Genomic DNA, 24,359 nt, shown 5'->3' with positions numbered 1-24,359 from the left:
CTTCGTGACGGACCCGGCCGGGTGGGCCCCGCGCCCTGCCGGGCCCGAGGGCACCGCGCCGTCGGCGGCGGACCTCGACCGGACGGCTCCGCCCACCGCTACCCGTCCGCCGCCCGTCGGTCCTGCCGGTCCCGCCGCCCGAGCAGCCACGCCCCCAGGGCCAGCCAGCAGGCCGCCAGCAGCCAGCCGCCCAGGACGTCCAGCGGCCAGTGCACGCCCAGGTACACCCGGCTGGTGCCGATCGCGGCGGCGAACAGGGCCGCTCCCGCCGCCGCGCCGCGGGCGGCTCCGGGCCGGGCCCGGGCCAGGGCGACGGCCAGCAGTCCGGCGGACAGGGCGGAGGTGAAGGCGTGCCCGGAGGGGAAGGAGAAACCCGAGGCGTCGAACGCCCAGCCCGTGCGCGGGGGGCGCGGCCGGGCGAAGGCGCGCATCAGCCCCTGCCGGAGCAACTGCCCCGCCAGCAGCCACACCAGGGGGGCCAGCAGCACCGCCGTCCGCCGGGCCCCGGCCGGGCGGCGGGCCCGGAGCGACACCGCGCCCGCCGCCAGGGCGAGCAGGTACGGGAGGACGCCGGTGCCCAGCTCGGTGACCGCCACCGCCGCCGACCGCGCCGCGCCCGGCCGGTGCGCCGCGCTCCAGCGCACCGCCGCCGCCTCGAATCCGAACGGCGCCCACCCGTGCACCGCGACCACCACCGCCACCAGCACGAACGCCCCGCCGCAGGCCCCGGCCACCACCGCCGGGGAGCGACGCGGCCCCGCGCCGCTCACCGGGGCCCGGGCCGGCGGTGCGCACGCGGTGGCGCCCCCGCGTCCAGGGGGCCGGCGGTCGGCGGGGCCGAGGAGCGGAACATGGTCGGGGCGCCTTTCCGGAGGGCGGCGGGCGGCACCGTGACGACCGGCACGGCCCAGGTGTCCTGAACGGATCCTGAAGACCCGATGGCGGCCCGGCACCGCGCCGCGCCGACCCGCCCACCCGGGGACCACCGTCCGGACCTGGACACCGGGGGGTGGCGGGTGCCCGGCCGCCCGGCGGCGGACCGGCTCGGCGGACCGCCCGACGCGGCACTAGGGCCCGTCTTCACCCCCCCGTCTGCCCCACGACGCCTGGCACGCCCTCTCGCCGCACCGGGCGAAAGGCCGAGTACATCCAGTACGCGGCCTTCCACCCGGCACGCCGAGAGCACGCACCAGACGCCGCGGGGCTGCGACGGGGGTGTGAAGACGGGCCCTAGGCGGGCGGGTTGGGTCGGGTCAGCCCCAGGTCGTAGGCGAAGATCACCGCCTGGACGCGGTCCCGGGCGCCGATCTTGGCGAGCACCCGGCCGACGTGCGTCTTCACCGTCGACTCCGAGAGCACCAGCCGACCGGCGATCTCGCCGTTGGTCCAACCCCGGCCGACCGCGACCAGGATCTCCCGCTCGCGGCCGGTCAGCGCCGCCAGCCGCGGGTCCTCCTCCACCGGGCCGGGCGGCCGGGCCGGCAGGTGGTGGGCGTACGCGTCGAGCAGCCGGCGGGTGATCGCGGGCGCCACCACCGCGTCGCCCCCGGCCACCGCGCGTACGCCGGCCAGCAGTTCCTCGGGGCGGGCGTCCTTGAGGAGGAAGCCGCTGGCCCCGGCCCGCAGCGCGGCGTGCGCGTACTCGTCCAGGTCGAAGGTGGTCAGCACCAGCACCCGGGAGCGGCCGCCTGCGGCGACGATCAGCCGGGTCGCCTCGATGCCGTCCATGCCGGGCATCCGGATGTCCATCAGGACCACGTCCGGCCGCAGTTCGGCGGCCAGCCGGACCGCCTCCGCGCCGTGCCCGGCCTCCCCGGCCACCGAGGTGTCGGGCTGGCTCTCCAGCAGCATCCGGAAGCCGAAGCGTTGCAGGGGCTGGTCGTCCACGATCAGGACGCTGGTCATGCCGGACCTCCGGCCGGGTCGAGGACGGGAGGGACGGGAGGGACGGGAGGGGCGGCAGGGACGGGAGGAGAGGGCGAGGAGTGGGGGAGGGGAGGCGCGGGAGAAGGGGGAGGAGCGGGCGGGGCGGGCTTCGTGGGCGGGGGAGCCGGGGCGAGGCCCAGGTCGGTCGCGGGGGTGACGTCCAGGTCGGCGACCACCGACCAGCCCCCGCCCGGGGCCGGGCCCGCCGCGACGGTGCCGCCGTACAGCGCGGCCCGCTCCCGCATGCCGGTGACGCCCTGGCCCTCCCCGGGCGGGCCGCCGGGGGAGGGGGCACCGCCCGGCTGCTGGTCCGGGCCGCCGTCGTCGTCGACCCGGACCAGCAGCCGGGCCCCGGCCAGCGAGACCGACACCCGGGCCCGGGCCGCCGGGCCCGCGTGCTTGAGCGTGTTGGTCAGCGCCTCCTGGACGATCCGGTAGACCATCAGCTGCACCCCGCGGTCCAGCGACTCCAGCGCGCCCTCGGTGCGGTGGACCACCTCCGGCCCGGCCGCCCGGATCCGCCCGCACAGTTCGGCCAGGTCGGCGATGCCCGGCTGCGGGGCCAGTTCGAGGCCGTCGCCGTGCTCGCGCAGCACGCCCAGCATCCGGCGCAGCTCGCCCAGCGCCTGCCGCCCCGAGTCGCCGATCAGCACCAGCGCCTCCCGGCCGCGCTCGGGCGTGGAACGGGCCGCGTACGCGCCGCCGTCCGCCAGGGTGATGATCACCGACAGGTTGTGGCCGATGATGTCGTGCATCTCCCGTGCCACCCGGGCCCGTTCGGCCGCCGCGGCCAACCGGCTGCGCTGGTCGCGCTCCACCTCCAGCCGGGCCGCCCGCTCGCGCAGGCCCGCGAGCCGCGCCCGGCGCATCCGGACGGCGATGCCCAGCGCGACGGCCGCCGTCACCGCCGTGGTCAGGAAGAACAGCACGTCCCACACCGGCACCGCCGAGGACATCCGCACCGCCACCGCCACCGCCCCCACCGTGCTGGCCGCGCACGCCCAGGCCAGGGTCCGCAGCCGCCCGTGCAGGGCCAGCGCGTACAGCGCCAGCAGCAGCGCCGCGTCCGCCCGCTGCGCCGCGCCCAGCGACCACTGCACCAGGAACACCGCGCCCACCACGGCGAACGCCGCCCCCGGCCGGCGGCGGCGCCACAGCAGCGGCAGCAGCAGCGCGGCCTGGAAGGCCAGGGCGGCGGGCAGCGGCAGGGGGGTGAAGACCACGCGGTGCCCGCGCGGACCCTCCCCGTCCCCGTCGCCGTCGGGGTGCAGCAGTTCCGGTACGCCGAGCAGCAGGAACGCCCAGGCCACCACGCCGACGTCCAGCAGCCACGGCCACCGCTCGTCCAGCCCGCGCAGGCGCTGGCCGACCCGGGCCAGGCGGTCCAGGAAGGGATGGCCGGGCGCGGTGTCGGCACCGCCCGGATCGGACGGGCCCGGCAGCGGGACGGCGGGCGGCGTGGCGCCGGGGGAGGCCGGATCGGACACGGGAGACCCCCAGGGTGGTCGGACGGCGGTGCGCCACGGCGCCCCGGAAATCGCTCACCGGGGCACCGCGGCAGGTCGGTGGGTCGTCAGTAGATCAGCAGGTCGGCAAGTCGGTGGGCCGGGAGGTCGACAGATCGACACGTCGGCAGGTCAGTCTGCCAGGTGTCGCGCGCTCGACCCGGACGTCCGCCCCCGCACATCCGGCCGCCGCGCGTTCACGCGTCGCGGCGTACCAGCCGTACCGCCGCGCCCGCCAGTGCCGCCGCCGTCCACAGGGCGAAGACGGCCAGTCCGGCGCCCGGCGACAGGGTGGCCTGGTCGTGCTGGAGGGCGAAGACCGCCTGGCCCGCGTTGCTCGGCAGGTAGGGGCTGATGTGGTCGTGCCACGAGCTGGGCAGCAGCTGGACCAGGCCGGGCACCAGCATCAGCGCGGCGACCAGCACCGAGATGCCGCCCGCGATCGAGCGCAGCAGCATGCCCAGCGCCACGCCGATCACGCCCACCAGGCCCAGGTACAGCCCCGCGCCGAACAGGCCGCGCAGCACGCCCGGGTCCGAGAAGGTCAGCGCGGCCCGGGTGCCGGACAGGACGCCGCTGCCGATCGCGAAGGCCGCGAACACCCCGGCGGTGGCCAGGACCAGCGCCACCGCCCCGAACACCGCGGCCTTCGCCCACAGCACCGGCAGCCGGCGCGGCACCGCGGCCAGGGTCGAGCGGATCATGCCGGTCGAGTACTCGCCCGCCGCGATCAGGACGCCCAGCACGCCCAGGGCGAGCTGCGCGAAGTTGGTGCCGAACAGCGAGAGGGTGAGCGCGTTCGCGTCGGCGAAGTCGCGGTCCATCGGACGGCCCGAGTCCAGCCGGGACTTGAACTGGAAGGCCGCGATCAGGCCGAACGCCACCAGGAAGAGCAGCCCCAGGCCCAGGGTGATCCAGGTGGAGCGCAGCGACCAGGTCTTCGCCCACTCCGAGCGCAGCACCCGGACGCCGGTGACCCGGTACGGGGGACGGGCGGGGCGCTCGGCGGCGGGCGACGGGGCGGGGGACGGGGCGATGGCGCTCACGCGGCGCTCCTCGGGTCGGCGGCGGTGGCGGCGGTGGTGACGGCGGCGGTGGTGGCAGCGCCACCGGTGGTGGTGCCGTGGTACTCCACGGCGTCCCGGGTCAGGTCCATGAACGCCTGTTCCAGCGAGACCGTCCGGGTGGCCAACTCGTACAGCGCGATGCCGTGTTCGGCCGCGACGGTGCCGATCCGGCGGGCGGTCAGGCCGGTCACCTCCAGCTCCTCGGCACCGGCCCGGCCGGTGATCTCCACGCCGGGGCCGGTGAGCAGTTCGCGCAGCTTCGCCGGGTCGGCGGAGGCGACGGTGACCCGGTCGCCGCCGGCCTGCCGGACGAGGTCCCGCACGGTGGTGTCGGCCAGCAGGCGGCCCCGGCCGACCACGATCAGGTGGTCAGCGACCAGGGCGACCTCGCTCATCAGGTGCGAGGAGACGAAGACGGTGCGGCCTTCGGCGGCCAGGCCGGTGAGCAGGTTGCGGATCCACAGCACGCCCTCCGGGTCGAGGCCGTTGACCGGCTCGTCCAGCATCACCGTGGCCGGGTCGCCCAGCAGCGCCGCCGCGATGCCCAGCCGCTGCCCCATGCCGAGCGAGAACGCCCCGGCCCGCTTCCCGGCCACCGACTCCAGCCCGGTCAGCCCGATCACCTCCTCGACCCGGGCACGCGGGATGCCGTGGGTGTGGGCCAGCGCCCTCAGGTGGTGGAACGCGAAGCGGCCCGGGTGGATCGACCTGGCCTCCAGCAGCGCGCCGACCTCCTGCAGCGGCGCGGCGTGCTCGGCGTAGCGGCGCCCGTTGACCCGCACCGAGCCGCTGGTCGGCGCGTCCAGCCCGACGATCATCCGCATGGTGGTGGACTTCCCGGCGCCGTTCGGGCCCAGGAACCCGGTCACGCTGCCCGGCCGCACGGTGAAGTCGAGCCCGTCGACCGCGGTCTTCTCCCCGTAACGCTTCGTCAGCTGCTGCGCCTCGATCATCCGGTCCGCTCCCTCGCCGATTCCGGGCCGGGCCGTCCCGACCCGCCTCTTGCCGCCACGCTAGGCCCCGCCCGGGCCCGGACGGCGGCACCCGGGGACGATCATTCGGCCGGGGGTGGTACCGCGGTACCACCCCCGGCCCCGGAGGCCGTTCCGGTACGCCCGTCGGCCCGTTTCGCCGTCCGGGCCGGGGACACACGCGCCGCATGGACCAGTCCCAGGCACCGGTGCTGGAGGCCCTGGCGGCCTTCCACGCCAATCCGCTGACCGCGTTCACCCCGCCCGGCCACAGGCAGGGGAGGGGGCCGACCCGCGGGTGCCGGCCGCCCTCGGGCCGGACGTGTTCCGCTCGGACCTGCTGGCCACCGGCGGGCTCGACGACCGCACCGGCTCGCGCGGCATCCTGCCGCACGCCCAGCGGCTGATGGCCGAGGCGGTGAGCGCCGAGCACACCTTCTTCTCCACCTGCGGCAGCTCGCTGTCGGTCAAGGCCGCGATGCTCGCGGCCGCCGGGCCGCACGAGGAGCTGCTGGTCGGCCGGGACGCGCACAAGTCCGTGGTGGCCGGACTGATCGTGGCCGGCATCCGCCCGGTCCGGGTCGACCCGTCCTGGGACGCCGGCCTGCACCTGGCCCATCCGCCCCGCGCCGAGGCGTTCCGCGCCGCGCCGGCCCGCCACCCCGACGCCAAGGGCGCCCTGGTGACCTCGCCCACCCCGTCCGGCACCCGCACCGCCCGCCCCGAGCCGCCCACCACCCGGCCCGCCGACATCCGCGCCACCGCGATCGAAGCCGCCCTGCGCCTGCTGCGCGACCTGCTGCGTCCGCTCGACTGAATCCGCCCGCCCGAACGGGTCGTCCGGACCCCCCGCACGCATGCCGCCCGGCCCGCCGGGTACACGCGCCAGCCGCAGGAACGCAGAAGCACGAGGGCCTGACGGCCACAGGAGGAGCACCATGCGCATCGGATACACCTTGATGACGGAGCAGCGCGCCCCGCAGGACCTGGTCGCCGACGCGGTGCGCGCCGAGCGGGCCGGGTTCGACTTCGCGGTGATCTCCGACCACTACTCCCCGTGGCTGGACGAGCAGGGCCACGCCCCCTACGCCTGGGCGGTGCTCGGCGCGGTCGCCCAGGCCACCGACGCGCTGCCGCTGATGACGTACGTGACCTGCCCGACCGTCCGGTACCACCCGGCGGTGGTGGCGCAGAAGGCCGCCACCGTGCAGCTGCTCTCCGGCGGGCGGTTCCGGCTCGGGCTGGGCAGCGGCGAGAACCTGAACGAGCACGTGGTGGGCCGGGGCTGGCCGCCCGTCGCGGTGCGCCAGGAGATGCTGGCGGAGGCCGTGGAGATCATCCGGGCGCTGTTCGCGGGCGGGTACGTGACGCACCACGGCAAGCACTTCCAGGTCGACGGCGCCAAGCTGTGGGACCTGCCCGGCCAGCCGCCGCCGATCGGCGTCGCGGTCTCCGGGCCGGTCTCCTGCGCGACGGCCGGGCGGCTCGCCGACCTGGTGATCGCCGTCCAGCCGGAACGGGAGCTGCTCACCGCGTTCGCCGAGGCCGGCGGCGCGGGCAAGCCCTCGGTCGGCCAGGTGCCGGTCTGCTTCGACCGGGACCGGGACGCCGCCGTCGCCCGCGCGCACGCCGAGTTCCGCTGGTTCGGCGGCGGCTGGAAGGTCAACGCGGACCTCCCCGGCACCGCCGGTTTCGCCGCCGCCAGCCAGTACGTCCGGCCCGAGGACGTGGCCGGGTCCATCCCGTGCGGCGACCGCGTCGAGGACTTCCTCGACGCGGTCCGCCCGTACGCGGAGGCCGGGTTCGACGAGCTCGCGCTGGTCCAGGTCGGCGGCGACAGCCAGCCCGCGTTCCTCGACTGGGCCGAGCACGAGCTGCTGCCCGCGCTGCGCGCCGTCTGAACCGGAGCCGCCGCGCCCGGCGGGACGACCCCCCGGCGGGCGCGACGGCGGCGCGGCGCGGCGCGGTCAGGGCGGCGCGGTCAGGGGCGGAACAGCACCTTGATCGCGCCGTCCCGCTTCTGCTGGAACATCGCGTACGCGTCCGCCGCCTCGCTCAGCGGGAGGTGGTGGGTGGCGAAGGAGTCCACGCCCAGCGGGTCGTCGTCGGTCAGCAGCGGCAGCAGGTCGTCCGTCCAGCGCCGCACGTTGGCCTGGCCCATCCGGAGCTGGAGCTGCTTGTCGAACATGGTCAGCAGCGGCATCGGGTCGGCCGCGCCGCCGTAGACGCCCGCCACCGAGATCGTGCCGCCGCGCCGCACCAGCTCCACCGCCAGGTGCAGGGCCTGCAACCGGTCCAGGCCCGCCTTCTGCATCAGCGGCCGGGCCAGCGCGTCCGGCAGCAGGCCGGCGGCCCGCTGCGCCACGGTGGCGACCGGGGAGCCGTGCGCCTCCATGCCGACCGCGTCGATCACGCTGTCCGGGCCGAGCCCGTCGGTCAGGTCGCGCACCGCCTGCGGCAGCAGCTGCGGCCGGTCGTTCAGGTCCAGCACGACCGCGCCGCGCTCCCTGGTCCGCCGCAGCCGCTCCGGCACCAGGTCGATGCCGATCACCTGCCGGATGCCCGGACGCCGCAGCGCGATCCGCGCGCACATCTCGCCGATCGGGCCGAGGCCCAGCACCAGCAGCGTGCCGCCCTCGGGGACGGCCGCGTACTCGACGGCCTGCCAGGCGGTCGGCAGCACGTCCGACAGGAAGACAAACCGGTCGTCCGGCGGCCCGTGCGGCACCTTCACCGGCAGCGTGTCGCCGAACGGGACGCGCAGCAACTCGGCCTGTCCGCCCGGCACCTGGCCGTACAGCTTGGTGTAGCCGAACAGCGCCGCGCCGCTGCCGTACTCGCGCACCTGGGTGGTCTCGCACTGCGAGTGCAGCCCGTTCGCGCACATCCGGCAGGTGCCGCAGCTGACGTTGAACGGCACCACCACCCGGTCGCCCGGGCTCAGCGTCCGCACCGCGCCGCCCACCTCCCGGACGGTGCCCATCGCCTCGTGGCCGAGGATGTCGCCCGGGTCGAGGAACGGACCGAGCACCTCGTACAGGTGCAGGTCGGAGCCGCACAGGCCGGTCGAGCTCACCTCCACCAGCACGTCCGTGGGGTCCTCGATCCGCGCGTCGGGCACCTCCTTCACCCGGACGTCCCGCCGGCCCTGCCAGGTCACCGCACGCATCGCGTGCTCCTTCCGTTCGATTTCCGTCGGTCTGTGCCGATGTCCGTCCGGGTCCCGTCCGGGATTCCGCCCCGGTTCCGTCCGACGGCCGGTGCCCTCAGCTGCCCGGCTCGTTGGCGTTGCGCCCGGCCCGGTCGCCGAGCGCGGTGAGGACCGGCACCAGGCGCCCGGTGCGCCCGGCCGCCGCCTGGCCCGACAGGTCGTGCTCCGCGACCCGCCCGGGGCCCGGCAGCAGCCGGCCCGCCGCGCCCAGCAGCGCCCCGAAGGTCGCCGGGGCCACCCCCTGGAGGCGGACGGCGAGCTTCGCGGCCGGGGTCAGCACCAGCTCCGCCCGGCCCGCCTCGGCGGCCCGCACGATCCGGCGCGCCGCCCGGCCCGCGTCCGTCGACAGCAGCGGCGTGCTCGCCGCCGCGCCGAACCACGCGTACTCCCGCGGCGCCTGCCCGGAGAACCGGGCCGCCCGGTGCGAGCCCGTCCGCATCAGGCCCGGCACCACCGTGGTCACCCGCACCCCGCTGCCCGCCAGCTCCACCCGCAGGCCGCGGGAGAACGCCGCCAGCCCGGCCTTCGCCGTCACGTACGGCAGCAGGTGCGGGGCCGGGACCGGGCCGCCGATCGAGGCGATGTTCACCACCGAGCCGCCGCCGCGCTCGCGCATCCCGGGCAGCACCGCCAGCACCAGCTCCACCGGCGCGGCCACCATGGTGTCCCACGAGCGGCGGAAGTCGTCCTGCTCCAGCGCCGCCAGCGGGCCGACCTGGATCACCCCCGCGTTGTTCACCAGCAGGTCCAGGGGCCGCCCCAGCCGTTCGGCCGCCTCCGCGGCCACCGCCCGGCCCGCACCCGGCTGGGTCAGGTCGCACTCCAGCGCCGCCCGCCGGTCCGTCAGCCGCGCCAACCTCCGCTCCGCGAAAGCCAGTTCGCTGCCGTCCCGGGCGCACACCGCGACCCGGCAGCCGCGCCGGGCCAACTCCTCCGCGATCAGCAGGCCCAACCCGCGCGACCCGCCGGTCACCAATGCCGCCTTGCCCGCGAAATCCACCCGCTGCACGGCCGTCACCTCTCCCTCGATAGCCGACTGCGCCGCGCCTGCCCGAGGTGCGGGAGCGGAAACGGCGGGATAAGGGATGTTTGGGGACGTTCACCCGTTTCCGTCCGGTCCCGACCGGTTGGTCGGGCCGATGACGCCCCGCGCGGACCGGACCGGAGCCCAGCTCCACGGGTCCGGGCCTGGGCGCGTGCCCACGTCCCGTCCACGCTCCGTCCACGTCCACGCTGTCCACGCTCCGGAAGGACACCCACGACTGCCGACGACACCCGCCCCGACCTGCCCGGCGCGCCGAGCGCGGGCGAGCCGACGGTGGCCGAGCCCACCGAGCCGCGCGAGCCGCTGCCGCCCAAGCCCGACCAGGGCGCGCCCGCGCCGCTGTCGGCCACCGGCCGGCCGGTCGAGGGGGCGGGCGTGCGGGCCCAGGACGGCGCGTACCTCACCACCGCGCAGGGCACCCGGCTGCCGGACTCCGACCACTCGCTGAAGGCCGGCCCGCGCGGCCCGGTCCTGCTCCAGGACCACCACCTGCGCGAGAAGATCACCCACTTCGACCACGAGCGGATCCCCGAGCGGGTGGTGCACGCCCGCGGCGCCGCCGCGCACGGCGTGTTCGAGAGCTACGGCACGGGCGCCGGGCCCAGCAGGGCCGGCTTCCTCGCGGAGGGCGCCCGCACGCCCGTCTTCGTCCGGTTCTCCACCGTGCTCGGCTCGCGCGGCTCCGCCGACACGGTGCGCGACACCCGCGGCTTCGCGACCAAGTTCTACACCGACGAGGGCGTCTTCGACCTGGTCGGCAACAACATCCTGGTCTTCTTCATCCAGGACGCGATCAAGTTCCCGGACGTCATCCACGCGGGCAAGCCGCACCCGGACCGGGAGATCCCGCAGGCGCAGTCCGCGCACGACACCTTCTGGGACTTCGTCTCGCTGCACACCGAGGCCACCCACCACACCCTGTGGAACATGTCCGACCGGGGCATCCCGCGCTCCTACCGGACGATGGAGGGCTTCGGCATCCACACCTTCCGCCTGGTGGCGGCCGACGGGTCCACCAGCCTGGTCAAGTGGCACTGGAAGCCCAAGCTCGGCGTCCACTCGCTCACCTGGGACGAGGCGCAGCTGATCGCGGGCACCGACCCCGACTTCCACCGGCGCGACCTGGCCGACGCCATCGAGGCCGGCGCGTTCCCGCAGTGGGAGCTCGGCGTCCAGGTCATGCCGGACAGCCCCGAGCAGACCTTCCAGGGCATCGACCTGCTCGACCCGACGAAGATCGTCCCCGAGGAGCTCGTCCCGGTGCAGCCGCTGGGCCTGATGACCCTCGACGCCAACCCGACCAACTACTTCGCCGAGACCGAGCAGGTCGCCTTCCACCCCGGCCACCTGGTGCCCGGCATCGACATCACCGACGACCCGCTGCTGTCCGGCCGGCTCTTCTCCTACCTGGACACCCAGATCACCCGGCTCGGCGGCCCCAACTTCGCGCAGATCCCGATCAACCGCACCCACGCCCCGGTCAACGACATGCTGCGCGACGGCTTCCACCAGGACGCCGTGCACACCGGCGTCGCCCCCTACAAGCCCAACTCGCTGGACGGCGGCTGCCCGTTCTTCGCCGGCGCCGAGCAGCACGCCTTCATCGAGCACCCGCAGCCCGTCCCGGCGGCCACCAAGGTCCGCCAGGCCCCCGCCGGCTTCGACGACCACTTCAGCCAGGCCCGGCTCTTCTGGACCAGCATGACGCCGGTCGAGCAGGAGCACATCATCGCCGCCTACGGCTTCGAACTCGGCAAGTGCACCGAGCCCGCCGTCCGCGAGCGCGCCCTCCAGGTCCTCGCCAACATCGACGGACGGCTCTGCGCCGAGGTCGCCGCCGCCCTCGGCCTGCCCGCGCCGCAGCGCTCCGCGCACCTCGGGGACACCGCGCCCAGCCCGGCGCTCTCCCAGCTCGGCCGCAGCTGGCCGGTCGCCGGACGGACCGTCGGCATCCTCGTCGGGCCGGACACCGACCCCGCCGAACTCGACGCCGTCCGCCGCGCCGCCCTCGCCGCCGACCTGGTGCCGCTGGTGGTCGCCCCCACCGGAGGCGACCCGGCGCAGGTCCAGCGCAGCTTCGCCACCGCCCGCTCGGTCGAGTTCGACGCCGTCCTGCTGGCCGGCGCCCCCGCCCCCGCCGCCGACGCCGCCCCCGCCTGGGACGCCCGCGCCGCCGGACCGCACGCCACCCTCGACCCGCGGCTGGCCCTGCTGCTCGGCGAAGCCTGGCGGCACGCCAAGGCGATCGGCGGCTGGGGCGGCGTCCGCGACGCGCTCACCGCGGCCGGCCTGCCCGCGGACGGGCCCGGCGTCGTCCTGGGCACCGACCCGGTCCAGGTGCTGCGCGAGCTGGCGGACCTGCTGGCCGACTACCGGGTCTGGGACCGCTTCCCGCCGCCCGCCGTCTAGGGTCCGTCTTCAAAGCTGATCAAGTGATGATGGATCATGTCGGGCATGGTGCGTCGTCATGAGCTTTCGGATGCCGAGTGGGTCGCTCTGTCGCGGTTGCTGCCGAGTTCGGGGAGCGCGGGGCGGCCCCGGTCGGACGGCCGGGTGGTGCTGAACGGGATCGTGTGGAAGTTGCGGACCGGTACGTCCTGGCGGGACGTGCCCGAGCGGTGCGGCTCCTGGCAGACCCTGTGCACCCGGTTCCGTCGGTGGGCTCTGGACGGCGCGTTCTCGCGCATGCTCCGGGCCCTCCGGGCGGAGAAGGACGCCGCCGGGGACATCGACTGGCTGGTGTCGGTCGACTCCACGGTCGTGCGGGCCCACCAGCACTCCGCCGGCCGCAAAAAGGGGCAGACGGCGGGGACGAAACGGATGATCACGCCCTCGGCCGCTCCCGTGGCGGACTGAGCACCGAGCTGCACCTGGCGTGCGACGGGAGAGGGCGGCCGCTCGGCTCCGTCCTGACCGGCGGCAACGTGAACGACTGCACCCGTCTGGAAGCCGTCCTGGCCGACATCCGTGTCCCGCGCACCGGGCCTGGCCGTCCACGGACCCGACCACGTGATCGCCGACAAGGGATACGGCTTCCGCAAGATCCGCGCCTATCTGCGCGGACGCGGTATCAAGCACACCATTCCCGAGCGGGTCGACCAGGCTCTCGGCCGCCTGAACCGAGGTGGGCGCGGCGGTCGCCCGCCCGGATTCGACCGGGAGGTCTACCGGCTCCGCAACGTCGTCGAACGCTGCTTCAACCGCCTCAAGCAGTGGCGCGGCCTTGCGACTCGCTGCGACAAGACCCGAGAATCCTTCCAAGCCGCCGTGACCATCGCCTCAATCCTGCTCTGGATCTGACCCTTTGAAGACGACTCCTGGACCTGCGGGCCAGGATGGCGGGCGCCCGCGTGAGGAACTCCTGCCCGGCGCGGCACTTGGGTACCGCGGTCCGTGGACGCGGGTGGACTGTTGAGACGCGCCGACGGGGTCGGGGCCGGCCGCCAGGGCGACCCGGGCCTGCTCGGGCCGCTGCTCCGCCTCCGACGTGCCGCTCAGGTGGGTTCCACCCGGACCGCCGTTCGCCTCCTGCCCGACGGGGAGTCCGTTCACCCTGCGACTGCGCGATCCGGTCCGTCGTCACGTCCACCGGCCTACCCGCCCCGACGCGGGGTGTATCCATGAGGTGGAGAAAGGATTCGAACCTTCGTGCGCGGCCCTGCAAGCCGCTGCCTCGCCTCTCGGCCACTCCACCGGGCCTGACGGAAAAAGTATTGCACCTCGCGCATTCTCGCGGTGAATCTGCGGCTGGAATTCCCCCGGGGAGCGCATTCGGCAGATAAAAATAATTGTCACGCCTATTGTGCCCGCTCCCGGCCCGGAAGGGGAAAGCGCTAATCTGGTTCGGTAAATTCCGACCGATGGGATGTCCGCCATGACCACCGAGGACTACCGAACCGCCCCGTCCGGAGACGCGGCGGTCCGCGCGGAGGACCGATGTCAGTACAAGAGCCTCCCGCTGCGCGACTTCCCCCCGCTGGGCGTGGTGCGGCGCCTGAGGATCGCCCACGAGCAGCGACGGCAGGTCCGAGTCGGGGTCCCGGCCCCGGGGCGGCCGTCCCGGTACCGCGAGGGCGACTGGGTCCGCATCAAGGAGGCTGCCGAGATCAGGACCACCCTGGACGCCGAGGACCGGCACCGCGGCCTGTGGTTCACCGGTAGCCAGTGGTCGTTCTGCGGCGGCGTCCACCAGGTCGAACGGGTCGTGCGGCGGATGGTCGACGACCACTACCGGATCCGGCGGCTGTCCGGCACGATCACCCTCACCGGGGCCACCTGCCAGGGCGCGGACGGCTCGCAGGGGTGCGGACTCGACTGCGCGCTGTTGTTCCGCGACGAGTGGGTGGAGCCCGCCGCCGCGCCGCCCGCCACCGCCGCCCCGGCCCTTCACTGGGCGACGGTCCGCAGCCTCGCCGACATCCGGGCGACGCTGGACGGGCGCGGCCGGCTCCACGACGTCCCTTTCCAGCCCGGCATGGAGCGGTACGCCGGAGGTCGCTTCGCCGCGGCCGAGGTGAGCCATCGTTCGCTGGCGTGGTGGCAGCGCCCGGTAGGGGGGCGCTGGTTCACCCTGGCCGGGCTGCGCTGCGACGGCGAGCCGCTGGCCGCGACCGGCTGCGACCGGCAGTGCGCGCTGCTGTGGCACGAGTCCTGGCTGCGCCTGTCCGACGCCCCGGAGCAGTGACCCGCTCCCTGGCCGACAACGGCCGGGGAGCGGCGCGGACAAGGAAGGACGGAGCGGGGCCGGCGGCCGCGGGGCCGCCGCCGCCCGCCGGTCAGCTCCGCCAGCGGTGCAAGCCGCGCTTGACGGCCAAGCGGACCGCCCCGTCCCGCTCGCCCACGTAGCAGCGCGGCAGGGCGAGCCGGCTGCCGCCGCTGCGGCCGGTGGCACACGCGTAGCCGTAGCCGGCCTCCGCCACCGCCTCCGCGGCGGCCCGGTCGTACGAGCCGTACGGGTAGCAGAAGCCCTCGACCTCGGCGCCCGTCACGTCCTCCAGGGCGACCCGGCTGTCGACGATCTGCGCCGCCAGCTCCCGCCGGCCGAGGCCCGCCAGCCGGCGGTGGGTCAGGCCGTGGGAGCCGATCTCCAGGCCGGCCGCGGCGACCTCCTGGACCTGGCGGGGCGTCATCAGCGGCTTGCGGGGCCCTTCGCAGTCCCAGTCGTTGTGGCCGCCGAGCTTGCCCGCCACCACGTACACCGTTGCCGTGAAGTCGTACTCCGCCAGGACGGGGGCCACCTGGTCCGCGAAGTCACGGTAGCCGTCGTCGAAGCTGAGCCCCACCAGGCCGCGGGCCCGCCCCAGCGCGTGGGCGCGCACCAGCGCGCCGACCCCCACGCCGCGCAGGCCGCGCGCCGCGAGCCAGCGGATCTGCTGACGAAAGCGCCGGGGGTGCACGGTGATCAGGTAGGGGTCGTCGCCGTCCTGCGCCACGGAGTGGTACATCAATGTCCACGGAAAAGGACCGCTGCCTACCGGACCCGGCACGCGCGTGGGGGAATCCTGGTCGACCTTGTCCATGGCTGCTCCCGTTATTGCTCTTCCGGTGGACGGTGATGGACAACGCAGTCTGGCAGCCCGCCCGGAGCATTCCTGAGCCATTGGCCTCGTTCGAGCAATTCTTCACCCGAATGCGAATGGTTCCACGTACGGGAGTCCGGGTCGTAGGTGACGTCCACCAGCACCCAGACGCCACCGACGCGTATCTCGATGGCACTGTGCACGTCCGCGCGGCTGGCCAGCAGGTGGACCTCGGGAGGGGACCATCCGCGGGGCGCGGGGCGCAGGTTGCACGGAGGTCTCACGGACGTCTCACGCCGGGACCATCCCCGCTCGCGCGGGGAGGACAACTGCCGCAGGGTGTCGATTACCCCGGGCTGCGGCTGACCCTCGCTCGTGCGGGGAGGACCCCCGACCGCGGGCCCAGACCCCGCCGCCGCGCGACCTCCACCCGACCTCACGGGGTGCGGCACCTGTCCGCCGCCTACGACCTCGCCAAGGACCGGCTCTACGGCCACATCAAGAAGACCAAGAACCGCTCCAAGTTCCTCGAGTTCTGCCGCTACCTGCGCTCGCTGCACCCGGCGGACCTGCGCATCGCGATCATCTGCGACAACCACTCGCCCCACCTGACCACCAAGCGGTGCCAGCGGGTCGGGACCTGGGCCGCGGCGAACGACGTCGAGATCGCCTACACCCCGACCAACAGCTCCTGGCTGAACCGGATCGAGGCTCAGTTCACCGCCCTGCGCTACGTCGCGCTCGACGGCACCGACCACCCCAGCCGCAAAGCCCAGGGCAGCATGATCCGCCGCTACATCATCCGGCGGAACAAGCACACCGCCGACCAGCGCCTTCGCACCGTGGTCAGCAGGGTGAACGTCGCCTGACTCTATTCGCCGTCACGGCACAGGCAGAAGGGGTGGCCGGCCGGGTCGAAGAGCACCCGGACGTTTTCCTGCGGCTGGAACTCCGCAACGGTGGCGCCCAGGGCGACCGCCTCGGCGACCGCTGAGTCCAGGTCGCCGACCTGGAAGTCGAAGTGCATCATCGGGCGCTGGTCGCCGTCGGCAGGTGGCCACACCGGAGCCTGGTAGCCGTCCGCCTGCTGGAACACGAGGAACGGTCCTTGCGGGGAGGCGGCCACGACGGCTGTTCCCGGCTCTTCGTGCCCGATGTGCCAATCAAGGAGTCCGGCATAGAACTTCGCCAAGCCACTGGGGTCCGGCGCTTCGATCGTCGTTCCCCACCACATGCCGCCTGTCCGAGATCGCATGCCTGAGCCTATCCGAGGCCCTACAGACGCCGCGGCCATCCGTTAACCCAGGAGAGGCGCAGTCCACGCAACACGACGGGGCGAACGTTGCCTGATGCCGCGCTAGTCCCCGGTGCCGACGCGGAGGATCGCGGGGAACCCTGCCGCCGTGTCGAAGTAGTACTTGCGGATCAGCGGGCCGAACACGTCGCCTTGGGCGCCGAGCAGCATGAGCTTGATCTGTGCGATGGCCTCTGCCTCGGTGAGCGCCGATACCTTCGCGACGGTGTCGCCGTTGGTCTTCTTGGTCACCCAAGCCCTCCGGGCTGCGTCGGTGGCACTGACGTCCGGGTCGAAGACGAGGAAGAAGGGGCGTCCACCGGGCCCGCTGTCGTTGCCGGTGGCGAGGAGCACGATCACATGGAAACCGGAGCCGTTGTCCTGCTTGAACAGGCTCTTCTCCCCGCCCACGTGGTCGGTCGGGCCCTTGAGGGTCACTGCACGGTCGCCGTGCAAGGCGCTGCTGATCCCGGCCCACTTCGCCGCGACGTCTCCGGGGGCGGACAGGTCTGCGGAGTCGTACCGGGCTGCCGGGGCGCTGAGCGCGGACCCCACGCCCTTGCTGCGAGGATCGCAGTCCGCATCGACCATGCCGGAGTGGAACATCGAGGCCTTCGGCAGTTGCAGCCAGAACTTGACACGGTTGAGCACGGTCCCCGTGCCGGGCGCGGGATTGTTGTCGATCGCTGTCGCGATCCGGGCCTGCAAGTTCGCGACCGTCGGGTTGGTCACGTCCGTGGGCTGAACATACGCCTGCTCGACCATCAGATCCCCCACTCGGCTTTGACTCCCTTGCGCCCACTATGGTGCAGAGAGGTGCCACCGGTGGTGCAAACGGGAGAAGCCCACCCGACCGGCCGTCCGACCTGACCGGGCGGGCGAGGGGCGAACCCGGACGGAACGACGCGGAAGAGGGCAGCACGCGGTCCCGCTCCTCTTGGCCCTGCTCCTCGCCCGCGGGGCCCACGCGACCGGCGGTCGCGGACGCCGGTACCGCTGGTAGCGGAACTGCGGAACCGCGGAACCGCGGTACCGGCGCGCAGCGGAGGGGACGGAGGCGGACGGCCTCCGTACCCTCCGGCGTGCCCGGGGCTCGGGACGGGCTCGGCGGGGGCGGGTCACCAGGTGGAGGCGCGGGGGCGGGTGTCGTCCAGCAGCGGCGGGATGGGCGGCTGCCACTCGATCATCATGATGGTGGCGTCGTCGGTGAGGCCCTGCTCGTCCTGGTGCTCCAGGATGGCGTGCATCAGCCGGCGCAGCGTCTCCGGGGCGGTCTCCCCGGCGGCGGCGGCCCGGATCACGAAGTCGGTGAACCGCTCCAGGCCGAAGAACTCGTGGTGGCCCCCCTTGGCGTCCACCACCCCGTCGGTGTAGATCAGCAGCCGGTCGCCCGGCCGGAGCGAGACGGTCCGCACCGTCCGGGGCCGGTCGGTGTAGTGGCTCAGCCCCAGGGGCAGTTCGCCCGGGCCTTCCAGCGCCCCCGCGACCACCTCGCCGGAGCGGATCAGCAGCGGGTGCGGGTGCCCGCAGTTGGCCCAGTGCAGGGTGCCGGTGGCGATGTCCAGGCGCAGGAACACGCCGGTCGCGAAGCGGTCCGGGAACCAGTCGTGCAGGGCCCCGTCGATGGTGTCGACCAGGTCGGGCAGGTCGGCGCCGTTGCGGCGCGCGTTGCGGCAGGCGGCCAGCGCCAGTGCGGCGGTCAGGCCGGAGGCGAGGTCGTGGCCCATCGCGTCCAGCACGGCGGCGTGCAGCACCCCGTCGGCCAGCGAGTGCTCGAACGCGTCCCCGCCCAGCCGGTATGCCGGTTCGAGGACCGCGGTGGAGACCGCCCGGTCGGTGCAGACGGTGCGCGGCGGCAGGAAGGCCCGGAGCATCTCGGACGGCAGGCTCATGGTGTCCGCCCGGGTGCCGTGCGCGTAACTGTCGCTGGTGTCGCGCTTGGAGGTGATCACCATGGCGAGCACCGAGGTCAGCAGCCGGCAGCGCCGGATCGCGTCCCGGTCCAGGGAGGTGGTGCGCAGCCCCAGCACGCCCAGCCGCTCGGCCCCGTCGGTGAGCGGGAACCAGGCCACCAGGCCCGACCCGGTGTCCTCGGCCACCCGCAGCGAACCCGTCCGGAACGCCCACCCCGCCAGCGTGCCGTCGATCGGCAGGTCCAGGCCCCCGGCCAGGGGGACCAGGCGGTGCTGCTGGATGTCGGCCAGGTACACGGCAACCGAACCGAGGCCGAGCGCCCGGGTGTACTGCTCGGCGAAACGGGGCGCGTCCCGCGGGTCGAGGGTGCGGCCGGCGGTCAGGAACTGCTCCAGCAGCTGTTCGCCGAGGTTCAGCGGCGGGGTCCGTTCAGGCATCTCCCACACCTATCGCGGGGACCGGGCCCCCGCCGCTCCGGCGCGCCCGCGCGTGACGGACGGGGGCCGGGGGCCGTACGAGGGGAGGTCGCCGCCCGCCCGGCTCCCCGCCCCGGCGGGGACGGGACCGGGGCCGGGGCACGGGCCCGGCAGCAGCTCGCGTTCGAGCCCGTCGATCCGGGCGGCCACCTCCGGCGGGTCCGGCCGCAGGGCGCCGCCGGCGTGCCCGGCGCGCCCGCGATCCAGCGCCACTGTGCCGACCGGGCGGTGCAGCAGCGGGGCCGGCCGCGCCACTGGCCACAGCGCGCCCGAGCGGAGCGCGGACGCCTCGGCCGGCCGGCGCTCCTGCCGCTCGAACGGGCCGATCCGCCGCCCGTCGGCCACCGCCCGGGTGCGGCCGGCCCGCAGGACGCGGTTCCGCTCCCGCCGGAAGACCGCCGAGCACGTGGCCCGCCATCATCCCGGGACGGAGCACCACCACCGCTGACCTCCTCCCGGATCGCCGGAAGCCTCCGAACGCGTCGCACGTATGCCCGACATTCCGGACCTCGACGGGCCGCCGGCGGGGTCGTCGCCTCCGGCCGGGAGGCCCGGGCCTGGTCCGCCGGGGTCAGCGCCCGTACGGGTTGTCGCTGCCGCGCGGGGGAGCGGTGGGTTCGGGGTGGTCCGGGTCCGGGCCGCCGTCCTGCGGGGTGCTCCAGGAGTCGGCCCGCCCGGCGGCCGGGCCGGGGGACGCCGGGGGACGCTCGCGGTTCCGCCGGCGGCTGCCCCAGACGAAGGCGCCGATCAGCAGGCCCACGATGATCACCGCCGGAATGACCACCACCAGGAGGGACGGGCCGCTCGACTCCGCCGCCAGTACCGTATCGACCGCCGTGACCTGCATGGTCTGCTCCTTCTCGCTCCGGCGGACCCGCCCGTGCGGACCCGCGCCGCCGGGCGTCTACCCGGACGAACCGGGATGAACGCCCGGCCGGCCCGGATACCGGCAGGTCACCCCGAACGGCCCAGCGGGGAGGCCCCGGGGTCCGCCTCCGCTCAGGAGGCCCGCTTCAGGTTCCGGCGGGGGCGGGCGGCGGCCCTGAGCGCGTACTGGAGCTGCTCGCGCGTCATGGTGGACCGGTGCGGGACCCCGAGCGCGGCGGCCCGCCGGTAGAGCTCGGCCTTGCTGAGCGAGGCGAGGTCCTCCACCGCCGCGGCCTTCCCCGGCGTGCCGTCCCGCTCCGGTGCCGTCGCCTCCGCCGGTTTCCGGGCTTCCGCCGGTTTCCGGGCCTTCGTCGGTCTCCCGGTCTTCGCCGGTTCCGCCGCCCGTACCGCCCGCACCGGCCGCGCCGCCTTCGCCCGGCCGCCGCCCCCGCCGCCCCCGCCGCCGCCGCGGGCCGGGGCGCGGCCCCCGGCACCCTTCCGGGGGGTGCCGCCCGCCTTCGCGCGGGCCTCGTCCAGGCTGCGGCGCAGGACGTCCATCAGCTCGGAGAGGTCGGTGGGCGCGGGCTGCGCGCCCGCGGACAGGGCGATCTCCCGGCCCGCCGCCTTGGCCTCGACCAGCGCCCTGACCTGCTCCTCGTAGCTGTCGTGGTAGTCCTCCGGGTCCCAGTCGACGGCGAGCATGTCGATGAGCTGCTCGGCGGTGGCCAGCTCGGTGCGGTGGAAGTCCCGGCGCCGGGCGGGCAGGTCGGCGACCTCCCGGTGCGGGTCGCGCAGCTCGTCGGCCCAGTGCATGGTGCGCAGTTCGAGCAGCCCGTCGACGGAGTCGACCGCGGTCAGGTACTCCTTGCCGCGCATCGCGAACACGGCGATCCCGGCCCGGCCGGAGTGGCCGAGCGCCTCGACCAGGAGCTGGTAGACCTTCGCGGTCCCCGGGTCGCCGGGGCCGAGGTAGTACGTCCGGTCGAAGAAGACCGGGTCGATCTCCGCCAGGTCGGCGAAACCGCTGATCTCGATGGTGCGCGAGCGGCCCGGGGAGATCTCCTCCAGCTCGGCGGGCTCCACGACGACGTACTGCCCCTCGGCGATCTCGTAGCCCTTGACGACGTCCTCGAACGGCACCTCCTCGCCGGTGCGCTCGTTCACCCGCCGCTGGCGGATCCGGTCGGTGGTGCCGCGCTGCAACTGGTGGAAGCGCACCGCGTGCGACTCGGTCGCCGGGTACAGCGCCACCGGCAGGCTCACCAGCCCGAACGTCAGCGTTCCCTTCCAGAGCGGTCTGGCCATCGTGCTCACCTTCCTCCGCCGTCCCGGTGCCGCTGTCGCGCGGCCCGGGGCCGTCCGTCCTCCGCCGCGCGGCTGCCCGATCCGGCCCGCCCCACACCCGGGCCGCCGACCCCGCGGGTGTCGGGCCCGCCCCGGCGGGGTAGACGCGGGCGCACCGGCGCCGGCCCGGCCCGGGGCGGTCGCGGACCGCCGCGCCCGGGCCCGCGCGAGCACGGACGGCCCGCCCCCGGCGGGCCGGGAACGGGGTGCGCCATGACCACCGCCGAGATCCGGGCGAGCGGGCGGATCATCCAGCTCAGGCGGGCCGACAAGGAACTGTTCCCGGCCGACGGCCTCACCAAGGCCGACCTGGCCGCGCACTACCGCCGCGTCGCCCGCCGCATCCTGCCGCAGCTGCGCGGCCGGCCGCTGATGCTGGAGCGCTACCCCGACGGCATCGACGGCCCGCGGATCGTGCAGAAGGACACCCCCGGGCACTTCCCGGCGTGGATCCACCGCAGCGAGCTGCCCAAGGCGGGCGGCACCGTCGACTACCCGGTCTGCGACGACCTGGCCACCCTGCTCTACCTGGTCGGCCAGGCCTGCGTCACCCCGCACCGCTGGCTCTCCCGGGCCGACCGGCCCGACCACCCCGACCTGCTGGTCTTCGACCTCGACCCGTCGGGCGAGGACTTCGAACCGGTCCGGGCCGCCGCCCGCGCGCTGCGCGGCCTGCTGGACGAACTCGCCCTCCCCGCCGACCTGATGACCACCGGCTCGCGCGGCCTGCACGTCCTGGTCCGGCTCGACCGCCGCGCCCCGTTCGACGAGGTCCGGGCCTTCGCCCGGGACGCGGCCGACCTGCTGGCCCGGCGGCACCCCGACCTGCTCACCACCGAGGCCCGCAAGGCGGCCCGGCGGGGACGGCTCTACCTCGACGTCCAGCGCAACGGCTACGGCCAGACCGCCGTCACCCCCTACGCCGTCCGCGCCCTGCCCGGCGCGCCGGTCGCCACCCCGCTGGGCTGGGACGAACTGGACGACCCCGCCCTCACCCCGCGCCGCTGGACCGCCGCCACCCTCGCCGAACGCCTGCTGGCCCCGGACCCGTGGCGGCCCGCCGCCCGCAGCCGCTCGCTGGGACCGGCGCGCCGACGGCTGGAGGGGCTCTGACGCCGGAGGCGGGCGGGGCGGCTCAGGCGCCGCCGGGGTGCCAGGCGACCAGCAGGACGGTGGCGTCGTCCCGCAGCCGGTCGCCCTGGTGCGCGGTGAGCCGCCGCACCAGCCGGCGCAGCGCCTCGGGGGCGGGCAGGCCGTCGGCCATCGCCCGGGAGACCACGTCGACCAGCCGCTCCTCGCCGAACGGCGCCCCGGCCGCGTCCCGGCCCTCCGTCACGCCGTCGGAGTGCACCAGCAGGCGGTCGCCGGGTTCGAGCCGCGCGGTGTGGACGGCGGGCGCGGTGCGGGGCAGGCCGGCGGGGAGGCCGAGCGGCAGGTGCGGGGGGCGCTCCAGGGCCCGGGCGACGATCCGGCCCCGGCGGATCAGCAGGGGCGTCGGGTGGCCGCAGTTGATCCAGGACAGCACTCCGGTGACCAGGTCGAGGTCGGCGATCACGCAGGTCAGCAGCCGGTCCGGGATCCACCGGGTGAGCGCGTCGTCGATCGCCCCGGCGATGTCAGTGAGGGTGCCGCCGGCCCGGCGGGTGGAGCGGCAGGCGGCCACGGCGACGGCGCTGCACCCGCCGGAGGCCAGGTCGTGGCCCATCGCGTCGACCAGGGTCAGGTGCAGGCGGTTCCCGGCCAGGTTGTGGTCGAAGGCGTCGCCGCCGATGTCGTAGGCGGGCTCCAGCACGGCGCTGGAGGTGACCAGGCGGCTGCCGATCGTCCGGGGCGGCAGGAACGCCCGGACGAGTTCGGCCTGGAGGGTCATCGGCCGGCGCCGGCCGGTGCGCACCAGCTGGTCGCTGAACGGCGCCTGCCCGGCGACCAGCAGGCCCGCCGCGGTGGCCAGCGCCCCGCCGGCGGCGAGCCGGGCCCCGTCCAGCACGGGCGCGGTCACCTGGAGGACGCCGAGGCGCCCGATGCCGTCCACGACCGGGACCCAGCCCACCGCGTCCGGGCCGGGCCCGCCGCCGGTGCAGACCCGCTCGGTGCGGTAGGCGCGGCCGGCCAGCGAGTTGTCGACGTCCAGCAGCCCGGGGCCGGCCGGCCCGGTGGCCCGCGGGTCCTCCGGCGGGACGGGCAGCGCGGTCAGGTGCTTCTCCTGCACGTCGGCCAGGTAGAGCCAGGCGCCGGTGAGGCCGAGCCGCCGGGCCGCGTCCTGGAGCAGCCCCGGCAGGTCCCGGGGCCCGGCCCGGTGGGAGTCCTCCAGCAGCCCGAGCACCACGGCCCCGGCCGCGTCCCGCTCGTCACGGCCCATCGCCCGTCACCTCCGCTCCCGTCCGCCCCCGCACCTGTCCAGCCTGCCCGCCTCCCGGGCGGAACGCCACGCACCGCCGGGGCGGACCGCCGGGGCGCGTCGGCGTGCGTGCGCCGGTGTGCGCCGCCGCGTGCCACGCAGGGTGAGCGCCCGCGCGGACCGGGGTCCGTGTCCGAACTGTTCGACGGATCGTCATATTCCGTTCTACCAGCGGGTTTTACTCGCCGTTGAATCTCCGAAACCCCTTACGCGGTGACGTTCCGTACGTAAGCTGGAACCGCGCGGCGACCGGGCCGGGCGGACGCCGGGGGAGGCGGGGATGACCGGACGGGGGAGGGCGCGGGGCGGCTGCCTCGCCGTGCTGCTGGCCGCCGTCCTCGCGGCCGTGCTCACCGTCCTCACCGCCGGGCCCCCGGCCCAGGCCCGGGCACCCCGCGCGGCGACCGCGACCGTCGCGGAGGAGCACCTGGAGGGCGCGCCCCACCAGGAGGCCCCGGCCCCGGCAGGCCGGTCCGCCGGCCGGCACCGGGTGAACGGCGGCCCGCCCGCCCGTCCCCCGGCCCGGCCGGGGGAGGAGACCGCCCCCGACCCCACCACCGCCCCCGCGCACCCCGCCCCGACGACCGCCGGCGGGTCCAGACCGGCCGCGCTCGCGCGCCTCCAGGTGTTCCGCTGCTGAGCGGGCCCGCGAGCCGACGGCGACGGTCCGGACACCGGCGCGCCCCCGAACCCGGGGCCGCCCGGTCGCTGTGACGACCCGTCGGCACGCTCCGCTGCCCACCGACAGCACCCCCCGTCCGGCCGACGCCGGGCGGGCGGAAGGAGAACCCCGATGCGACCGTCCGTGCACCACCACGCCCG

The 24,359-nt window shown here is 75.4% G+C and carries 19 protein-coding genes, 1 tRNA gene and 3 pseudogenes; 8 read left to right on the top strand and 15 right to left on the bottom strand.

Annotation, left to right across the window (positions count from 1 at the left end):
• Positions 1–98: 98 nt before the first annotated feature.
• From K353_RS36775 to K353_RS05150, 5 genes are all read right to left on the bottom strand, one after another.
• On the bottom strand, positions 99–770 hold the full coding sequence (locus tag K353_RS36775; RefSeq protein WP_111552358.1) for a phosphatase PAP2 family protein: 672 nt from the start codon (positions 768–770) through the stop codon (positions 99–101).
• 460 nt (positions 771–1,230) lie between these two features.
• On the bottom strand, positions 1,231–1,905 hold the full coding sequence (locus K353_RS05165) for a response regulator transcription factor (RefSeq protein ID WP_111552357.1): 675 nt from the start codon (positions 1,903–1,905) through the stop codon (positions 1,231–1,233).
• A complete protein-coding gene (locus K353_RS05160; protein ID WP_370447560.1) occupies positions 1,902–3,413 on the bottom strand; it encodes a sensor histidine kinase in 1,512 nt (503 codons plus the stop codon). Before K353_RS05160 ends, K353_RS05165 begins: the two co-directional genes overlap by 4 nt.
• Before the next feature lie 215 nt (positions 3,414–3,628).
• Entirely contained in the window at positions 3,629–4,477 is an 849-nt protein-coding gene (locus K353_RS05155; protein ID WP_370447559.1) for an ABC transporter permease, read from the bottom strand.
• The gene (locus K353_RS05150; RefSeq protein ID WP_111552356.1) at positions 4,474–5,451 is read right to left on the bottom strand and encodes an ABC transporter ATP-binding protein; all 978 of its coding nucleotides are present in this window, start codon (positions 5,449–5,451) and stop codon (positions 4,474–4,476) included. Before K353_RS05150 ends, K353_RS05155 begins: the two co-directional genes overlap by 4 nt.
• Positions 5,452–5,657: 206 nt before the next feature.
• Between K353_RS05150 and K353_RS05145 the strand changes: the two are divergent.
• Positions 5,658–6,178 (top strand): annotated as a pseudogene (locus K353_RS05145) (ornithine decarboxylase); the annotation flags it as partial.
• Positions 6,179–6,407: 229 nt separating this feature from the next.
• The gene (locus K353_RS05140) at positions 6,408–7,370 is read left to right on the top strand and encodes an LLM class F420-dependent oxidoreductase (protein ID WP_111552355.1); all 963 of its coding nucleotides are present in this window, start codon (positions 6,408–6,410) and stop codon (positions 7,368–7,370) included.
• An 80-nt stretch (positions 7,371–7,450) separates the two neighbouring features.
• Here the strand turns inward: K353_RS05140 and K353_RS05135 are convergent, their stop codons facing one another.
• Together K353_RS05135 and K353_RS05130 are read right to left on the bottom strand one after the other, a co-directional pair.
• Positions 7,451–8,638, bottom strand: a complete 1,188-nt coding sequence (locus tag K353_RS05135) for an alcohol dehydrogenase catalytic domain-containing protein (RefSeq protein ID WP_111552354.1) — start codon at positions 8,636–8,638, stop codon at positions 7,451–7,453.
• Positions 8,639–8,735: 97 nt separating this feature from the next.
• Positions 8,736–9,689 (bottom strand): SDR family oxidoreductase, encoded by a 954-nt coding sequence (locus tag K353_RS05130; protein WP_233533396.1) that lies wholly within the window; start codon positions 9,687–9,689, stop codon positions 8,736–8,738.
• Positions 9,690–9,965: 276 nt separating this feature from the next.
• On the opposite strand from K353_RS05130, the gene K353_RS05125 reads away from it, so the two are divergent.
• Together K353_RS05125 and K353_RS05120 are read left to right on the top strand one after the other, a co-directional pair.
• Positions 9,966–12,134, top strand: coding sequence for a catalase (locus K353_RS05125; protein WP_111552508.1), 2,169 nt, complete (start codon positions 9,966–9,968; stop codon positions 12,132–12,134).
• Between the two features lie 45 nt (positions 12,135–12,179).
• Positions 12,180–13,025: pseudogene (locus tag K353_RS05120) on the top strand (IS5 family transposase).
• Between the two features lie 323 nt (positions 13,026–13,348).
• Here the strand turns inward: K353_RS05120 and K353_RS05115 are convergent.
• Positions 13,349–13,419 (bottom strand) — tRNA-Cys (locus K353_RS05115).
• Positions 13,420–13,599: 180 nt separating this feature from the next.
• On the opposite strand from K353_RS05115, the gene K353_RS05110 reads away from it, so the two are divergent.
• Positions 13,600–14,409 carry a hypothetical protein gene (locus K353_RS05110; RefSeq protein ID WP_146616397.1) on the top strand — a complete coding sequence of 270 codons (810 nt, stop codon included), beginning with the start codon at positions 13,600–13,602 and terminating at the stop codon, positions 14,407–14,409.
• 91 nt (positions 14,410–14,500) lie between these two features.
• On the opposite strand, the gene K353_RS05105 is transcribed toward K353_RS05110, so the two are convergent.
• Entirely contained in the window at positions 14,501–15,169 is a 669-nt protein-coding gene (locus K353_RS05105; protein ID WP_199527990.1) for a polysaccharide deacetylase family protein, read from the bottom strand.
• Positions 15,170–15,618: 449 nt separating this feature from the next.
• Here K353_RS05105 and K353_RS05100 point away from each other — a divergent pair.
• Positions 15,619–16,113, top strand: a pseudogene (locus K353_RS05100) (transposase); the annotation flags it as partial.
• 2 nt (positions 16,114–16,115) lie between these two features.
• Here the strand turns inward: K353_RS05100 and K353_RS05095 are convergent.
• The 5 genes from K353_RS05095 to K353_RS05070 form a co-directional block, all read right to left on the bottom strand.
• On the bottom strand, positions 16,116–16,478 hold the full coding sequence (locus tag K353_RS05095) for a VOC family protein (protein WP_111552351.1): 363 nt from the start codon (positions 16,476–16,478) through the stop codon (positions 16,116–16,118).
• A 123-nt stretch (positions 16,479–16,601) separates the two neighbouring features.
• Positions 16,602–17,315, bottom strand: coding sequence for a hypothetical protein (locus K353_RS05090; RefSeq protein ID WP_111552350.1), 714 nt, complete (start codon positions 17,313–17,315; stop codon positions 16,602–16,604).
• A 341-nt stretch (positions 17,316–17,656) separates the two neighbouring features.
• Positions 17,657–18,889 carry a PP2C family protein-serine/threonine phosphatase gene (locus K353_RS05085; RefSeq protein WP_111552506.1) on the bottom strand — a complete coding sequence of 411 codons (1,233 nt, stop codon included), beginning with the start codon at positions 18,887–18,889 and terminating at the stop codon, positions 17,657–17,659.
• A 610-nt stretch (positions 18,890–19,499) separates the two neighbouring features.
• Entirely contained in the window at positions 19,500–19,775 is a 276-nt protein-coding gene (locus K353_RS05075; RefSeq protein WP_111552348.1) for a DUF6479 family protein, read from the bottom strand.
• A 152-nt stretch (positions 19,776–19,927) separates the two neighbouring features.
• The gene (locus tag K353_RS05070) at positions 19,928–21,100 is read right to left on the bottom strand and encodes a Ku protein (protein WP_111552347.1); all 1,173 of its coding nucleotides are present in this window, start codon (positions 21,098–21,100) and stop codon (positions 19,928–19,930) included.
• Between the two features lie 252 nt (positions 21,101–21,352).
• On the opposite strand from K353_RS05070, the gene ligD reads away from it, so the two are divergent.
• A complete protein-coding gene (gene ligD / locus K353_RS05065; RefSeq protein ID WP_111552346.1) occupies positions 21,353–22,252 on the top strand; it encodes a non-homologous end-joining DNA ligase in 900 nt (299 codons plus the stop codon).
• 22 nt (positions 22,253–22,274) lie between these two features.
• Here the strand turns inward: ligD and K353_RS05060 are convergent, their stop codons facing one another.
• Positions 22,275–23,498 (bottom strand): PP2C family protein-serine/threonine phosphatase, encoded by a 1,224-nt coding sequence (locus tag K353_RS05060; protein WP_111552345.1) that lies wholly within the window; start codon positions 23,496–23,498, stop codon positions 22,275–22,277.
• Positions 23,499–23,817: 319 nt separating this feature from the next.
• Here K353_RS05060 and K353_RS05055 point away from each other — a divergent pair, with 319 nt between their 5' ends.
• Complete coding sequence (locus tag K353_RS05055; protein ID WP_111552344.1) at positions 23,818–24,177, top strand: hypothetical protein; 360 nt, start codon at positions 23,818–23,820, stop codon at positions 24,175–24,177.
• Positions 24,178–24,359: the final 182 nt, after the last annotated feature.

The sequence above is a fragment of the Kitasatospora sp. SolWspMP-SS2h genome, from assembly GCF_003259315.1.
Lineage (GTDB): Bacteria > Actinomycetota > Actinomycetes > Streptomycetales > Streptomycetaceae > Kitasatospora > Kitasatospora fiedleri.
The sequence above is the reverse complement of the archived record's forward strand: the minus strand, read 5'-3'. Positions and strand labels throughout refer to the sequence as shown.